Raw genomic sequence first — 14,828 nt, 5'->3', positions numbered from 1 at the left:
CCGGCTTCGTGTCTGCTCGGTGCGCCCGGTGCGGGGCGTCAGGGGACCTGACGGACCGCGCCCTTGTCTGCGGACGTGGCCAGCGCGGCGTACGCCCGCAGGGCCGTGGTGACGGTGCGTTCGCGATTCACCGGCTGCCACGGACGCTCGGAAGACTCCATCTTCGCCCGGCGCTCGGCGAGCACCGCGTCGTCGACGAGGAGCTTCAGCGTGCGGGTCGCGATGTCGATGAGGATCTGGTCGCCGTCCTCCACCAGGCCGATGGCGCCGCCGCTGGCGGCCTCGGGGGAGATGTGGCCGATGGACAGTCCCGAGGAACCGCCGGAGAATCGGCCGTCGGTGATCAGCGCGCACTTCTTCCCGAGGCCGGAGCCCTTGAGGAATGCGGTGGGGTGCAGCATCTCCTGCATGCCCGGGCCGCCTGCGGGACCCTCGTAGCGCACGACGAGGACCTCACCGGGCTGAATCTTCTTGCCGAGGATCACCGACACCGCCTCTTCCTGAGACTCCACGACGCGCGCGGGACCCTGGAAGTGGAACAGGTCTTCGTCGATGCCCGCCGTCTTGATGACAGCGCCGTCGATGGCGATGTTGCCGCGCAGCACGGCCAGGCCGCCCTCGACCGTGTGCTTGTGCTCGAAGTCGCGGATGCAGCCGTTGGCGGCGTCCGTGTCGAGCGACGACCAGCGGTTGTTCGTCGAGAACGGCTCGGTGGTGCGGACACCGCCCGGTGCGGCGTGGAAGAGTTCGACGGCCTCGTCGGATGCCTTGCCGGACCGGATGTCCCACGTGTCGAGCCACTCGTCGAAGCTCTTCGTGTGCACGGTCGAGACGTCGCTCTCGAGCAGTCCGGCCCGCCGGAGTTCGCCGAGGATCGCGGGGATTCCGCCCGCCCGGTGCACGTCCTCCATGTGGTAGTCCGAGTTGGGCGAGACCTTCGACAGGCACGGAACCTTGCGGCTGATCTCGTCGATCTTGTCGAGGTCGAAGTCGTAGACCTCACCCTCCTGCGCGGCCGCGAGGGTGTGCAGGACCGTGTTGGTGGACCCGCCCATCGCGACGTCCAGTGCCATCGCGTTGCGGAACGCGGCGGGCGTCGCGATGTTGCGGGGGAGGACGGAGTCGTCCTCGTCCCGGTAGTACCGCAGTGCGGCCTCGACGACGGTGGTTCCCGCACGGGTGAACAGCGCGCGACGGGCCTCGTGGGTGGCCAGCGTGGAACCGTTGCCCGGCAACGCCAGACCGAGCGCCTCGGTGAGGCAGTTCATGGAGTTCGCGGTGAACATGCCCGAGCACGACCCGCACGTGGGGCAGGCGCTGCGCTCGACCTCGGACAGTCCTTCGTCGTCGACCTGGTCGTTGGCGCTCGCCGAGATCGCCGTGATGAGGTCGGTCGGTGCCTGGGCGACACCGTTCACGACCACCGCCTTGCCTGCCTCCATCGGACCGCCGGACACGAACACTGTGGGAACGTTCAAACGCAGTGCGGCATTGAGCATTCCGGGGGTGATCTTGTCGCAGTTGGAGATGCACACGAGTGCGTCGGCGGTGTGCGCGTTGACCATGTACTCGACGGAGTCGGCGATGATCTCGCGGCTGGGAAGGGAATACAGCATGCCGCCGTGTCCCATCGCGATGCCGTCGTCGACAGCGATCGTATGGAACTCGCGAGGTACACCACCGGCGGCGCGGACGGCGTCGGCGACGATGTCGCCGACGTTCTTCAGGTGGACGTGCCCGGGAACGAACTGCGTGTACGAGTTCGCGATCGCGACGATCGGCTTCCCGAAGTCGGAGTCGGTCATTCCGGTGGCGCGCCACAGCGCGCGGGCGCCTGCGGCATTTCGTCCTGCGGTGGTGGTTCGGGACCTCAGCGGGGGCATGAGCGTATTCCTTAGTCAGCGTACGGAAGTACTGACAAACGCTACTCGCGCACTATTCCCCGTCTGTGTCCGGCCGGTTCTTCACGGGCTGCTCGCCGTTCGATTCGGTGCCGGCGTGGTGGGCCGCTTCGTCCGCCGCGGCGGCTGCCGCGTAGGGGTCGGTGATGCGGCCGCCGCTCGCCTCGGCGATCTCGGGAAGGCGGTCGAACGTGACGACGGGAAGGGTCACCTCGCCCCCGTCGGCGAGCGTCGCCCGGGCCCAGCCGCGCTTGGGGAACCGGAATCCCGTGATCTCGGACCACGCCAGCGACCGGCCGCCGAACAGCCGGCGCACCTCGAGTCCGTCGGACGTGACCGTGGTGCGCACCCGCGCGACCCAGGCCACCGCGGCGATCGGGGCGATCACGAGCCAGCCGAAGGCGGCGGGCCAGCCGAAGATGGGGAACGACACGGCGAACAGGAGGAAGGCGCATCCCAGATAGGCCAGGGGAGAAATCCGGATGACCTGCTTGGGTGGGTTCGTCGTGTGGGATGATGATTCTGGTGGCACGGGCTGCTGCGGAGTTGACACCTCTACATCTTCGCACCGCAGCCGATGTATCTCATATTCTGGGACGGCCGACTCACCAAGTTGACTGTTCGCTATTAGCGCGCCTACCGTCGAGCGCGTGAAACAGAATGAGTTGCTCGTAATCGGCCGGCGCGTCGTCGCCTGAGTCGATTCCTTCAACTCGCCAGATAACGACGCGCCACCCTCGTACAGCATCAGCTGACGGGGGTTTTTTGTTGCCCGGAGCCAGAATCAGAGGATTTCCCAGTGAGCGCACCAACCGCACGGCCTCAACCCACGCCGCGCAAGTCGGGGGCAGCAAGCCCGACGACCGCGGCCGCCGCGACTCAGACCGGTAGCCGCCGCCAACTCGCCCCCGAGCGGGTCAGCGGCGCCCAGTCCGTGGTCCGAGCCCTCGAGGAGCTCGAGGTCGACACGGTATTCGGCATTCCGGGTGGTGCCGTTCTGCCTGTCTACGACCCGCTCTTCGACTCGAAGAAGGTCCGGCACGTGCTCGTCCGTCACGAGCAGGGTGCAGGCCACGCTGCCACCGGGTATGCCCAGGCGACCGGCAAGGTCGGCGTCTGTATGGCGACGTCCGGGCCCGGTGCGACCAACCTCGTGACACCGCTCGCCGACGCGCAGATGGACTCCGTTCCGGTCGTGGCCATCACCGGACAGGTCGGCCGCGGGCTCATCGGTACGGACGCATTCCAGGAAGCCGACATCTCCGGCATCACGATGCCGATCACCAAGCACAACTTCCTCATCACCGACGGCGTCGACATCCCCCGGATCATCGCGGAGGCCTTCTATCTCGCCTCCAGCGGTCGTCCCGGCGCAGTGCTCGTCGACATCCCGAAGGACGTTCTCCAAGCGCAGACCACGTTCTCGTGGCCGCCGGAGATGCGGCTGCCCGGATACCGTCCCGTCACCAAGCCGCACGGCAAGCAGGTCCGCGAGGCGGCCCGCCTGATCGCCGACGCGAAGCACCCGGTGCTGTACGTCGGTGGTGGCGTCATCAAGTCGGAATCGTCGCCGGAGCTGCTCGAACTGGCCGAGCTCACCGGCATTCCGGTGGTCACCACCCTCATGGCGCGCGGCGCGTTCCCGGACAGCCACACGCTGAACTGCGGCATGCCCGGTATGCACGGCACGGTCGCCGCGGTGGCGGCACTGCAGCGCAGCGACCTGCTGATCACGCTCGGTGCGCGCTTCGACGACCGCGTCACCGGTCAGCTCGATTCGTTCGCCCCCGACGCCAAGGTCATCCACGCCGACATCGACCCGGCGGAGATCGGCAAGAACCGGTACGCGGACGTCCCGATCGTCGGCGACTGCAAAGAGGTCATCGTCGAACTGATCGAGGCGATCAAGGCCGACCTGGCCACCGGAACCACGCTGGACCTCACCGAGTGGTGGGCGTACCTCGACGGAATCCGTCGCACGTACCCGCTCAGCTACGACCGTCCGTCCGACGGCGCGCTGTCCCCGGAGTACGTGATCCAGTCGGTCGGCAAGCTCGCCGGTCCCGACGCGATCTACTGCGCCGGCGTCGGACAGCACCAGATGTGGGCCGCACAGTTCGTCAACTACGAGAAGCCGCGCACCTGGCTGAACTCCGGCGGTCTCGGCACGATGGGCTACGCCGTGCCCGCCGCGATGGGCGCCAAGATGGGCATGCCCGACACCGAGGTGTGGGCCATCGACGGTGACGGCTGCTTCCAGATGACCAATCAGGAACTCGCCACCTGCGCGCTCGAGGGCATCCCGATCAAGGTTGCGCTCATCAACAACGGCAACCTCGGCATGGTGCGCCAGTGGCAGACGCTGTTCTACGACCAGCGCTACTCCAACACCAACCTCGGCACGCACGGCGCGATCCGCATCCCCGACTTCGTCAAGCTGGCGGAGGCGTTGGGCTGCCACGGCATTCGCGTCGAGCGCGAAGAGGACGTCGAGGCGGCGATCCGTGAGGCGCAGTCCATCAACGACAAGCCCGTGGTGATCGACTTCATCGTCGGCGCCGACGCCCAGGTGTGGCCGATGGTCGCGGTGGGCACGAGCAACGACGAGATCATGGCGGCGCGGGGCATCCGTCCGCTGTTCGACGACGACGAGGCGGCCGCAGAGCCGGCCGTCATTCACGAGGCCATGGAGCGCGAGCAGCGTTCGGGCACGGCCGCAGCGGCCAGGGAGGAAGATCAGTGAGCACCAGCCACACCCTCAGTGTTCTCGTCGAGGACAAGCCGGGCGTGCTGGCCAGGGTGGCCGCGCTGTTCTCCCGTCGTGGGTTCAACATCGAGTCGCTCGCCGTCGGTGGCACCGAGCTCCCCGAGATCTCCCGCATGACCATCGTCGTGACCGTCGACGAGTTCCCGCTCGAGCAGGTGACCAAGCAGCTCAACAAGCTCGTCAACGTCATCAAGATCGTCGAGCAGGACGGTGAGGCCTCCGTGGCCCGCGAGCTGGTGCTCATCAAGGTGCGAGCCGACGCCAGCGTGCGCACGCAGGTGATCGAGACGGTGAATCTGTTCCGCGCCAAGGTGATCGACGTCTCCCCGGAGTCGGTCACGATCGAGGCGACTGGAACGCGATCCAAGCTGGATGCGCTGCTGCGGATGCTCGATCCGTACGGTATCCGGGAGATCGTGCAGTCCGGGGTCGTGGCCGTGGGACGGGGGCCTAAGTCCATCACGGCCACTCGCTAGTACTTTAGATACGCAAATCCAAGAAAGAGGTTGAACTGTGGCAGTCGAGATGTTCTACGACGACGATGCCGATCTGTCGATCATCCAGGGCCGTAAGGTCGCTGTGATCGGTTACGGAAGCCAGGGCCACGCGCACTCGCTGAGCCTGCGCGACTCGGGCGTCGATGTGCGTATCGGCCTCAAGGAAGGCTCGAAGTCCCGCGCGAAGGCCGAAGAGCAGGGCCTGACCGTCGGTACCCCCGCCGAGGTCTCCGAGTGGGCCGACGTGATCATGGTGCTCGCACCCGACACCGCGCAGGCGTCGATCTTCACCAATGACATCGAGCCCAACCTGAAGGACGGCGACGCGCTGTTCTTCGGACACGGCCTCAACATCCACTTCGACCTGATCAAGGCTCCGGAGTTCGTCACCGTCGGCATGGTCGCCCCCAAGGGCCCCGGCCACCTGGTGCGTCGTCAGTTCGTCGACGGCAAGGGTGTTCCCGCTCTCATCGCGATCGACCAGGACCCGAAGGGTGAGGGCCAGGCCCTCGCGCTGTCCTATGCCAAGGGCATCGGCGGCACCCGCGCCGGCGTAATCAAGACCACGTTCAAGGAAGAGACCGAGACGGACCTCTTCGGCGAGCAGGCCGTGCTCTGCGGCGGCACCGAGGAACTGGTCAAGACCGGTTTCGAGGTCATGGTCGAGGCCGGCTACGCGCCCGAGATGGCGTACTTCGAGGTGCTGCACGAGCTCAAGCTCATCGTCGACCTCATGTACGAGGGTGGCATCGCCCGCATGAACTATTCGGTGTCCGACACCGCGGAGTTCGGTGGCTACCTCTCCGGCCCGCGCGTCATCGACGCCGGCACCAAGGAGCGCATGAAGGCGATCCTGGCCGACATCCAGTCGGGTGAGTTCACCCGCCGCCTCGTCGCCAACGTCGAGAACGGCAACACCGAACTCGAGGGCCTGCGCAAGGCCAACGCCGAGCACCCCATCGAGGTCACCGGCAAGAAGCTGCGCGACCTGATGAGCTGGGTCGATCGCCCGATCACCGAAACCGCCTAGGTTTCACTGCTTTACAGTTCCACCGAATCACCGGCCCGATGTCTCATCGGTCTCGTCAGAGGCCCCCGATGCGACATTGGGCCGGTGTTGTTTCGTGTCCGATTCCGTTGTTGCAGGCGTCCACTATGTGGTATCGGAGACCAGGATGCGGTTTCCCTGTGAGGGCGGACTAAGCTGTGTGTGGTTAAAACACCCCCACACCCACCTATTCAGGGAGTTTGCACGTGAGCCAGCCAGGCCGTCCTGTAGTTCTGATCGCCGACAAGCTCGCGCCGTCCACCGTCGAGGCATTGGGCGACGGTGTGGAGGTGCGATGGGTCGACGGACCTGATCGCCCGGCCCTGCTCGCGGCGGTGCCCGAGGCCGACGCGATCCTCGTCCGTTCCGCCACCACCGTGGACGCCGAGGTCCTGGCGGCCGGTACCAAGCTCAAGATCGTCGCCCGTGCGGGCGTCGGCCTCGACAACGTCGACGTGCCCGCGGCCACCGAGCGCGGTGTCATGGTCGTCAACGCCCCGACGTCCAACATCCACACGGCCGCCGAGCACGCCGTCGCGCTGATGCTCGCCACCGCCCGCCAGATCCCCGCGGCCGACGCCACCCTGCGCGACCGCGAATGGAAGCGCAGCAAGTTCAACGGTGTCGAGATCTTCGGCAAGACCGTCGGCGTCGTCGGCCTCGGCCGGATCGGCCAGCTGTTCGCGCAGCGTCTCGCCGCGTTCGAGACGCACGTCATTGCGTACGACCCCTACGTGTCGGCCGCCCGCGCCGCGCAGCTCGGCATCGAACTGGTCACCCTCGACGAACTGCTCGAGCGTGCCGACCTCATCTCCGTGCACCTCCCCAAGACCCCCGAGACCAAGGGACTGCTCGGCACGGAGAACCTGGCGAAGACCAAGAAGGGCGTCGTCATCGTCAACGCTGCCCGTGGTGGTCTGATCGACGAGGCCGCGCTGGCCGAGGCCATCAAGTCGGGTCACGTGCGCGCCGCGGGCCTGGACGTGTTCGAGACCGAGCCCTGCACCGACAGCCCGTTGTTCGACCTGCCCGAGGTCGTCGTGACGCCGCACCTCGGTGCCTCCACGAGCGAGGCTCAGGACCGCGCCGGCACCGACGTCGCGAAGTCCGTGCTGCTCGCTCTCGCAGGCGATTTCGTTCCGGACGCCGTCAACGTGTCGGGTGGCGCCGTGGGCGAGGAAGTTGCCCCGTGGCTCGAGATCGTCCGCAAGCAGGGTGTGCTCATCGGCGCCCTGTCGGGTGAACTGCCCGTCAACCTGTCCGTCGACGTGCGCGGCGAGCTCGCCTCCGAGGACGTCGAGGTGCTCGCGCTCTCGGCTCTGCGCGGTGTGTTCTCCGCCGTCATCGAGGACGCGGTCACGTTCGTCAACGCTCCCGCACTGGCGGAAGAGCGCGGTGTCACGGCCGAGGTCACCAAGGCCGCGGAAAGCCCCAACCACCGCAGCGTCGTGGACCTGCGCGCGGTGTTCGGCGACGGCAGTGTCATCAACGTCTCGGGCACGCTGACCGGCCCGCAGCAGGTCGAGAAGATCGTCAACATCAACGGCCGCAACTTCGAACTGCGCGCCGAGGGCCTCAACCTGGTGGTCAACTACACCGATCAGCCCGGCGCGCTGGGCAAGATCGGCACGCAGCTCGGCAACGCCGGCATCGACATCCAGGCTGCCCAGCTCAGCCAGGATGCCGAGGGCGAGGGTGCGACCATCCTCCTCCGCGTCGACCGGGAGGTGCCGAGCGAGGTGCGGGACGCGATCTCCACCGCCGTCGGCGCCACCAAGATCGAGCTCGTCAACCTGGCCTAATCCCCACTGTGCGCGTGTCGCGACCCCTGTCGTCGTGGCACGCGCACAGCTCTATCTGAAGTGAGGCGTTCATGAAGCTTGCGGTCATTCCGGGTGACGGCATCGGTGTCGAGGTCACGGCCGAGGCGCTGAAGGTGCTGCGGAAGCTCGTACCCGATCTCGAGACCACCGAGTACGACCTCGGTGCCCGTCGATACAACGCCACCGGGGAGCTGCTCCCAGACGCCGATCTCGCGGCGATCCGCGAGCACGACGCGATCCTGCTGGGCGCCATCGGCGACCCGTCGGTCACGCCCGGCGTGCTCGAGCGGGGTCTGCTGCTGAACATGCGATTCGCGTTGGATCATCACGTGAATCTGCGTCCGTCGCAGCTCTACCCGGGATCGAAGTCGCCGCTGGCGGCGCAGCCGGACATCGACTTCGTGGTCGTGCGCGAGGGGACGGAGGGGCCTTACACCGGCAACGGTGGCGCGATCCGCGTCGGCACCCCGCACGAGATCGCGACCGAGGTGTCGATCAACACGTGGTTCGGTGCCGAGCGGGTGGTGCGGTACGCGTTCGCGCTCGCGCAGACCCGGCGTAAGCACGTCACGCTGATTCACAAGACGAACGTCCTCTCCAACGCCGGTGCGATCTGGACGCGTGCCGTGGAGACGGTGTCGGCCGAATACCCGGACGTGGAGACGGCTTACTGCCACATCGACGCGGCCACCATCTACATGGTCACCGACCCGTCGCGCTTCGACGTGATCGTCACCGACAACCTGTTCGGCGACATCATCACCGACCTCGCGGGTGCGGTCACGGGAGGCATCGGCCTGGCGGCGTCGGGGAATATCGACGCGTCGGGGACCAACCCGTCGATGTTCGAGCCCGTGCACGGCAGCGCCCCGGACATCGCCGGCCAGGGGATCGCGGATCCCACGGCGGCCATCCTGTCCGCGGCGCTGCTGCTGCGTCATCTCGGCCGGGACGGCGATGCCGCGCGCATCGAAGCTGCCGTCGAGGCCGATCTGGCGTCCCGTGGTGACTCGAAGGTCGTCACGTCGGAGGTCGGCGACCGGATCGCCGCCGCCCTCTAGGACCGCGATTCGACCTTGTCTCCCTCGATCCCCGTGGCCCGGTCTTCGGACCGGGCCACGGGGATCAGTGGTATCGAGGCGGCCGGAAATCCCGCAGCTATGGCGAAAGTCACCGGGAAGCCGACGATTCCGATCAGAGCGCCGAACACCGGGGGAACGATCGAGGCCGCGACGAACTGACCGGTGTTCTGGACGCCGAGCGCGCGCCCGCCCCAGAACGGCCCCGCGATCTCGGCGACCGCGGTGAAGGCGAGGCCGTTCGGTGCCACGGTCGCGACGGACGCCGCCAGCAGCGCCGCGATCGCCAGCGGCGAGTCCATCGCATCCGTCACGGCGAGCGCCGCCATCGACACTCCGCCCGCGACGGCGACCCAGCGAAGTGGGCGCATGCGACTGCCCACCACATCGGACCAGAAGCCGACTCCCATCCGGCCGAACGCGCCGAGGATCTGGGCGACTGTCACGATCAGGCCTGCCGCCGTTGCTTCCCAATGCCTTTCGGAGATCAGCCACACGAGCGCGTACGTCCACACCGTGTACTGGGGCACGACGAGCAGCACCGAGACGGCGTGGATGCGCCACAGTGTGCCGCTGTCGCGATACGGATTCGCGAGCATGCCGAGGTCCTCCGCAGCGCTGCGACTCGGTCTGGGCGGATCGACCACCCAGAGTGCGCAGGCCAGCGCGGCAGTCGCGCACAGGGTGGCAGGCAGCGCGAGCGCCCATCCGATGCCGTGGTCGTGTGCGACCGAGGGGAGCGTCAGCGCAGCGCAGGCAATGCCCAGCGGCAGCGACATCTGCCGGATGCCCATCGCCAGTCCGCGGCGCTCGGGCGGGAACCATCCGACGACGACGCGCCCGCTCGCGGCATTCGCCGAGGCCGCCGCCATGCCGCCCAGCAGCAGGAAGGCTGCGGTGGCCGTGAGTGATCCGGACAGGGCCGCGCCGATTCCCGCGGCCGCCGTGGACGCCATTCCGGCGGCCAGCACCCGGCGTTCGCCGTAGCGGTCGGCGAGTGCGCCCCACGCGATCAGCGTCAGCATGACTCCGAGGGTGGGTGCGGCGACGAGGAGTCCGGTGCGGGCGAGGCTGAGCCCGTGATTCTCCTGGAGTTCGGGGATCAGGAAGGCGACGCCGTTGACGAAGACCGCCTGTGCGGCCTGCGCGAACATCCCGAGGGCGAGCATCCACCATCTGCGGGCAGTTCCGACGGTGGACGGCGTGTCGATCGATGCTGTCATGTCATCTCAATATCTAGGATTGAAGTCTCATATATTGGGGAACATGCGGAGTCTATACCTCGCGTCCCCCGGCGTCCCGGTACGGCGGTGAACCCGGGCCGATAGACTCGGCGCCATGCGTCTTGGTCGAGTGGCAAGTCCCGATGGTGTTGCGTTCGTCAGTATCGAGGGGGACGGGGAGTCCCGGATCGCGAAGGAGATCGCCGAGCATCCGTTCGGCAGTCCCACTTTCACCGGCCGGAGCTGGCCGCTCGCCGATGTGCGACTGCTGGCCCCGATCCTCGCGAGCAAGGTCGTGGCGATCGGAAAGAACTACGCTGCCCACGCCGCCGAGATGGGCGGCGAGGCACCGGCCGATCCTGTGATCTTCCTCAAGCCCAACACTTCGATCGTGGGCCCCGACGCCGCGATCGTCCTGCCGAAGTCCTCCAACGAGGTTCATTACGAAGGAGAACTCGCGGTCGTCATCGGACGCCCCTGCAAGGACGTGCCTGCAGCCAAGGCCCTCGACGTGGTGCTCGGTTACACGGCCGCCAACGACGTGTCGGCCCGTGACCACCAGCGCCAGGACGGGCAGTGGACGAGAGCGAAGGGGCACGACACGTTCTGCCCACTGGGCCCGTGGATCGAGACCCAGCTCGACGCGTCCGACGTCGACATCACCACCGAGGTGGACGGAGTGGTGAAGCAGCGGAGCAACACTTCGCTTCTGCTGCACGACATTCCGAAGATCATCGAATGGGTGTCGGCCGTCATGACGCTGCTCCCGGGCGACGTCATCCTCACGGGCACCCCCGAAGGCGTCGGCCCGATCGTCGACGGCCAGAGCGTGAGCGTGACCATCGGTGGCATCGGCACCCTCACCAACCCGGTGACCGCCAAGCGCTGACGGCTCTCGTGTCGAAATCGGGAGCGGACTAGCCTGTAGGAGTCCGTTTTCCCAGCGTCGACCCAAGTGAGCCATGACCACAAGCGAAGTTCGCGTCCGTTTCTGCCCGTCGCCCACCGGAACCCCGCACGTGGGGCTCGTCCGAACCGCCCTGTTCAACTGGGCGTTCGCCCGACACAACGGTGGGTCGTTCGTGTTCCGCATCGAGGACACCGATGCTGCCCGTGACAGCGAGGAGTCGTACCAGGCGATCCTGGACGCGCTGCGCTGGCTCGGACTGAACTGGGACGAGGGCCCGGAGGTCGGGGGACCGTACGAGCCCTACCGCCAGTCCCAGCGGCGGGACCTGCATCTGGACGTCGTCGCGAAACTGCTCGCGGCGGGCGAGGCGTACGAGTCGTTCTCGACGCCCGAAGAGGTCGAGGAGCGGCACAAGGCAGCCGGCCGCGATCCCAAGCTCGGCTACGACAACTTCGACCGTGATCTGACACCGGAGCAGCGGCAGGCGTTCCTCGACGAGGGACGCAAGCCCGTGGTCCGGCTCCGGATGCCGGACCACGACCTGACGTGGGACGACCTCGTGCGTGGCGAGACGACGTTCAAGGCCGGAACCGTTCCCGACTTCGCCCTCACTCGCGGCAACGGGATTCCGCTGTACACGTTGGTCAACCCCGTCGACGACGCGTTGATGAAGATCACACACGTCCTGCGCGGCGAGGACCTGCTGTCGTCGACGCCGCGGCAGCTCGCCCTCTACGAGGCGATGCAGCGGATCGGCGTGGCCGATTTCACTCCGAAGTTCGGGCATCTGCCGTTCGTCATGGGGCAGGGCAACAAGAAGCTGTCCAAGCGCGACCCCGAGTCGAACCTCTTCATTCATCGCGACCGCGGTTTCGTCCCCGAGGGATTGTTGAATTACCTGGCGCTGCTGGGCTGGGGTATTTCCGACGACCACGACGTGTTCTCGCTGGACGAGATGGTCGCCGCCTTCGATATCTCCAAGGTCAATTCCAATCCGGCCCGGTTCGACCAGAAAAAGGCCGACGCGATCAACGCCGAGCACATCCGGTTGCTGGAGCCCGCCGACTTCGCCGCGCGCCTGCGCGCGTTCCTGACGCTTCACGGCCATCTCGGGGAGAACGTGGACGAGTCCGTCTTCGCGACCGCTGCAGAACTGGTCCAGACGCGCATCGTCGTCCTGTCCGATGCCTGGGATCTGCTGAAATTCCTGTTCGTCGACGAGGCCGGCTTCGCGATCGATCCGGCCGCCGCTGCCAAGAACCTGGGCGCCGACTCCGCACCGGTTCTCGACGCCGCCCTCGCGTCGCTGGACGCACTCGAGGGATGGGATGCGGCCTCCCTGGAAGAGGCCCTCAAGACCGCTCTCGTGGACGAACTGGGCCTCAAGCCACGTAAGGCGTTCGCTCCGGTGCGGGTGGCCGTCACGGGCTCGCACATCAGCCCGCCGCTCTACGAATCGATGGAACTGCTCGGACGCGACGTTTCGCTGTCCCGGCTGCGCTCTGCGCGGGCCGGCATCGACGGCTAGGACGCCGCCCTCGGGCCGAAAAGGGTGCAAAAACAGCCTCTGACCATACGATTTGGTAAATCCCGGCAGTAGGCTGGTAATCTCTTCTTCGGCCCGAGGCGGGCCGCAGAGCCCACAAGCTCAGCGGTTCGAGAACGGCCATTGGGGTATGGTGTAATTGGCAACACAGCGGTTTCTGGTACCGCCATTCTAGGTTCGAGTCCTGGTACCCCAGCGGAAGTTCGGCCGATTTTGACTCCGAACTTCTGGAAGCTATGCTTGCTGAGCTTCCAAAGCAAGGCAAAGTTCCTGGCCCCGTCGTCTAGCGGCCTAGGACGCCGCCCTCTCAAGGCGGTAGCGCGGGTTCGAATCCCGTCGGGGCTACAAAGAGAAACACCCTCCAAGTAATTGGAGGGTGTTTCTTTATATCCGGATATGTGTCGTTTATCCGGTCTTGCGGCGGAATTCGCGTTTGTGGTCGGCAGGCCCGTGGGCCTCGTGCGCCTTGGAATGTCCGTCCTTGTGATCGGTGGACAGCCCGGCCTGATGATTCTTCCGCTCGAGTGCTTCGCGGAATTTCTTTTTCGTGTCCTCGTTACTGGCGTCAGTCATGGTGAACTCCCTCGGGTAGTCGGTTCACTCTGTGAAGCTACGCCGAGGGCACCGAGAATGCTCCCGTTTTTCCGCCCGCCCGGGATCAGGCGCGGCGGTCGGCCGTCTCCAGGTACGCGGCCGTGGTGCCTCCCACCGGCATCGCGGGCAGGCCGAGCTTGGCGTGATTCCAGCTCCTGATGCGCTCGGGAACGATCCGCACGACCACCCGCTTGTGCAGCAGCTGATCGATGGCGGGACGCAGATCGTCGGTGTAGGGGCCGGTGTACCGCTCCCACACGCTGACCCCGACCGCGAACATCGCGTCCGGGTCCTCCACGATCTCCGCCCGGCCCTCGACGGAAATACCGCGCAGGGTGTCGTACGTCTGGCCGTCCTCGATCAGGACGGTGACCCGGTCGTTACGGCGCAGGTTGACCGCCTTCTGCGATTTGGATTTCGTCTCGAACCAGATCTCGCCGTCGATCACGGCGTACCACATGGCGACCAGATGAGCTCTGCCGTCCGCTGCCACCGTTGCGAGCGTGGCAATCCGGCTCCGATCCACGAATTCGGCGATCTCCGAATCCGTCATCGTGATCTGCGATCGCTGGTTCTTCCCCATCGGCTTCTCCTGTTCGCGGTGAACGTCGGTCGTGAATGGTCAGAGTCTCTTGTGCAACGCCTCCGCGGCGGCGAGAAGGTCGGCCGCCCACCGGGCACCGGGGCGCCTGCCCATTCTGTCGATGGGTCCGGACACCGAAATCGCTGCGATGACAGCGCCGCCGGAATCCCGCACGGGAGCGGCGACGCTGGCGACACCGGGTTCCCGCTCGGCGGCGCTCTGTGCCCAGCCGCGTCGGCGGACCTCGAGCAGCACACGTTCGCCGAACGCCGCGTCGGGCAGAACTGCGCGCTGGGTCTGCGGGTCGGCCCAGGCGAGAAGGACCTTGGCGCCCGAGCCGGCGCTCATCGGCAGTCGTGCCCCGACGAGAACGGTGTCGCGCAGGCCCGTGGGCGGCTCCATCGCCGCCACACAGATGCGCTGCGTGCCTTCCCGGCGGTACAGCTGCACGCTCTCGCCGGTGATCTCGCGCAGCCGCGGGAGGACGAGCGCGGCCGCCGAGACGAGCGGATCGTTAGCCGTTGCAGCGAGTTCGGCGAGGCCGGGACCGGGGCACCACAGCCCCTCGGAGTCGCGGGTCAGGAGGCGGTGGACCTCGAGCCCGACGGCCAGCCGGTGGGCGGTGGCGCGGGGGAGTCCGGTGCGCGAGCACAGTTCAGTGAGGCTGCAGGGCTTCTCGGCCACGGCATGCAGCACGCCCACCGCTTTGTCAAGGACTCCGATGCCGCTATGCTGTCTCATAGGTCGATACCACTTTCTCGCATACTGGGATCATAGCGCACCTTCGTCTCACGTCGAGTGCGTGTCCGGGAAGAGGGTAACGACATCAAGCGCACGGCGGACCGGCCCGACGCCCG

Annotated in this window: 13 protein-coding genes and 2 tRNA genes; 9 read left to right on the top strand and 6 right to left on the bottom strand. The window is 66.9% G+C overall.

The genetic code is table 11. The annotated features are described in order from the left end of the window. Positions 1–38: 38 nt before the first annotated feature. Together ilvD and WKC72_RS27945 are read right to left on the bottom strand one after the other, a co-directional pair. Complete coding sequence (gene ilvD / locus WKC72_RS27950) at positions 39–1,883, bottom strand: dihydroxy-acid dehydratase (protein WP_370180452.1); 1,845 nt, start codon at positions 1,881–1,883, stop codon at positions 39–41. Positions 1,884–1,935: 52 nt separating this feature from the next. After that, positions 1,936–2,433, bottom strand: a complete 498-nt coding sequence (locus WKC72_RS27945) for a PH domain-containing protein (RefSeq protein ID WP_370184560.1) — start codon at positions 2,431–2,433, stop codon at positions 1,936–1,938. Between the two features lie 267 nt (positions 2,434–2,700). On the opposite strand from WKC72_RS27945, the gene WKC72_RS27940 reads away from it, so the two are divergent. From WKC72_RS27940 to WKC72_RS27920, 5 genes are all read left to right on the top strand, one after another. After that, on the top strand, positions 2,701–4,644 hold the full coding sequence (locus WKC72_RS27940; RefSeq protein ID WP_370180450.1) for an acetolactate synthase large subunit: 1,944 nt from the start codon (positions 2,701–2,703) through the stop codon (positions 4,642–4,644). Continuing rightward, complete coding sequence (ilvN, locus tag WKC72_RS27935; protein WP_015890233.1) at positions 4,641–5,144, top strand: acetolactate synthase small subunit; 504 nt, start codon at positions 4,641–4,643, stop codon at positions 5,142–5,144. Before WKC72_RS27940 ends, ilvN begins: the two co-directional genes overlap by 4 nt. 49 nt (positions 5,145–5,193) lie before the next feature. Continuing rightward, positions 5,194–6,195, top strand: a complete 1,002-nt coding sequence (gene ilvC / locus WKC72_RS27930; RefSeq protein ID WP_061700158.1) for a ketol-acid reductoisomerase — start codon at positions 5,194–5,196, stop codon at positions 6,193–6,195. A 224-nt stretch (positions 6,196–6,419) separates the two neighbouring features. Further along, entirely contained in the window at positions 6,420–8,015 is a 1,596-nt protein-coding gene (gene serA / locus WKC72_RS27925; protein WP_005240386.1) for a phosphoglycerate dehydrogenase, read from the top strand. 71 nt (positions 8,016–8,086) lie between these two features. Continuing rightward, positions 8,087–9,097, top strand: a complete 1,011-nt coding sequence (locus WKC72_RS27920; protein WP_005240388.1) for a 3-isopropylmalate dehydrogenase — start codon at positions 8,087–8,089, stop codon at positions 9,095–9,097. Here WKC72_RS27920 and WKC72_RS27915 read toward each other — a convergent pair. Then, complete coding sequence (locus WKC72_RS27915; protein WP_112299395.1) at positions 9,094–10,338, bottom strand: MFS transporter; 1,245 nt, start codon at positions 10,336–10,338, stop codon at positions 9,094–9,096. The genes WKC72_RS27920 and WKC72_RS27915 overlap by 4 nt on opposite strands. A 115-nt stretch (positions 10,339–10,453) precedes the next feature. On the opposite strand from WKC72_RS27915, the gene WKC72_RS27910 reads away from it, so the two are divergent. From WKC72_RS27910 to WKC72_RS27895, 4 genes are all read left to right on the top strand, one after another. Next, entirely contained in the window at positions 10,454–11,227 is a 774-nt protein-coding gene (locus WKC72_RS27910) for a fumarylacetoacetate hydrolase family protein (RefSeq protein WP_370180448.1), read from the top strand. A 73-nt stretch (positions 11,228–11,300) separates the two neighbouring features. After that, entirely contained in the window at positions 11,301–12,776 is a 1,476-nt protein-coding gene (gltX, locus tag WKC72_RS27905) for a glutamate--tRNA ligase (RefSeq protein WP_037245456.1), read from the top strand. 142 nt (positions 12,777–12,918) lie between these two features. After that, positions 12,919–12,990 (top strand) — tRNA-Gln (locus tag WKC72_RS27900). Between the two features lie 76 nt (positions 12,991–13,066). Beyond that, positions 13,067–13,139: transfer RNA gene (locus WKC72_RS27895), tRNA-Glu, on the top strand. 60 nt (positions 13,140–13,199) lie between these two features. Here the strand turns inward: WKC72_RS27895 and WKC72_RS27890 are convergent. The 3 genes from WKC72_RS27890 to WKC72_RS27880 all read right to left on the bottom strand — a co-directional run bounded on the left by WKC72_RS27890 (position 13,200) and on the right by WKC72_RS27880 (position 14,712). Further along, on the bottom strand, positions 13,200–13,367 hold the full coding sequence (locus WKC72_RS27890) for a DUF5302 domain-containing protein (protein WP_005240394.1): 168 nt from the start codon (positions 13,365–13,367) through the stop codon (positions 13,200–13,202). 85 nt (positions 13,368–13,452) lie between these two features. Then, positions 13,453–13,971: a pyridoxamine 5'-phosphate oxidase family protein gene (locus tag WKC72_RS27885; RefSeq protein WP_112299394.1), complete on the bottom strand. Its 519-nt coding sequence runs from the start codon at positions 13,969–13,971 to the stop codon at positions 13,453–13,455. Positions 13,972–14,010: 39 nt separating this feature from the next. Then, positions 14,011–14,712 (bottom strand): IclR family transcriptional regulator, encoded by a 702-nt coding sequence (locus WKC72_RS27880; RefSeq protein WP_037245461.1) that lies wholly within the window; start codon positions 14,710–14,712, stop codon positions 14,011–14,013. Positions 14,713–14,828 lie beyond the last annotated feature (116 nt).

The sequence above is a fragment of the Rhodococcus wratislaviensis genome, from assembly GCF_041228765.1.
Lineage (GTDB): Bacteria > Actinomycetota > Actinomycetes > Mycobacteriales > Mycobacteriaceae > Rhodococcus_F > Rhodococcus_F wratislaviensis.
The sequence above is the reverse complement of the archived record's forward strand: the minus strand, read 5'-3'. Positions and strand labels throughout refer to the sequence as shown.

Bases quoted from the DNA above. Each gene is read 5' to 3' on its own strand.
- ilvD (WP_370180452.1), bottom strand. From the start codon at position 1,883: ATGCCCCCGCTGAGGTCCCGAACCACCACCGCAGGACGAAATGCCGCA.
- ilvC (WP_061700158.1), top strand. From the start codon at position 5,194: ATGTTCTACGACGACGATGCCGATCTGTCGATCATCCAGGGCCGTAAG.
- WKC72_RS27920 (WP_005240388.1), top strand. From the start codon at position 8,087: ATGAAGCTTGCGGTCATTCCGGGTGACGGCATCGGTGTCGAGGTCACG.
- WKC72_RS27915 (WP_112299395.1), bottom strand. From the start codon at position 10,338: ATGACAGCATCGATCGACACGCCGTCCACCGTCGGAACTGCCCGCAGA.
- WKC72_RS27910 (WP_370180448.1), top strand. From the start codon at position 10,454: ATGCGTCTTGGTCGAGTGGCAAGTCCCGATGGTGTTGCGTTCGTCAGT.
- gltX (WP_037245456.1), top strand. From the start codon at position 11,301: ATGACCACAAGCGAAGTTCGCGTCCGTTTCTGCCCGTCGCCCACCGGA.
- WKC72_RS27890 (WP_005240394.1), bottom strand. From the start codon at position 13,367: ATGACTGACGCCAGTAACGAGGACACGAAAAAGAAATTCCGCGAAGCA.
- WKC72_RS27885 (WP_112299394.1), bottom strand. From the start codon at position 13,971: ATGGGGAAGAACCAGCGATCGCAGATCACGATGACGGATTCGGAGATC.
- WKC72_RS27880 (WP_037245461.1), bottom strand. From the start codon at position 14,712: ATGAGACAGCATAGCGGCATCGGAGTCCTTGACAAAGCGGTGGGCGTG.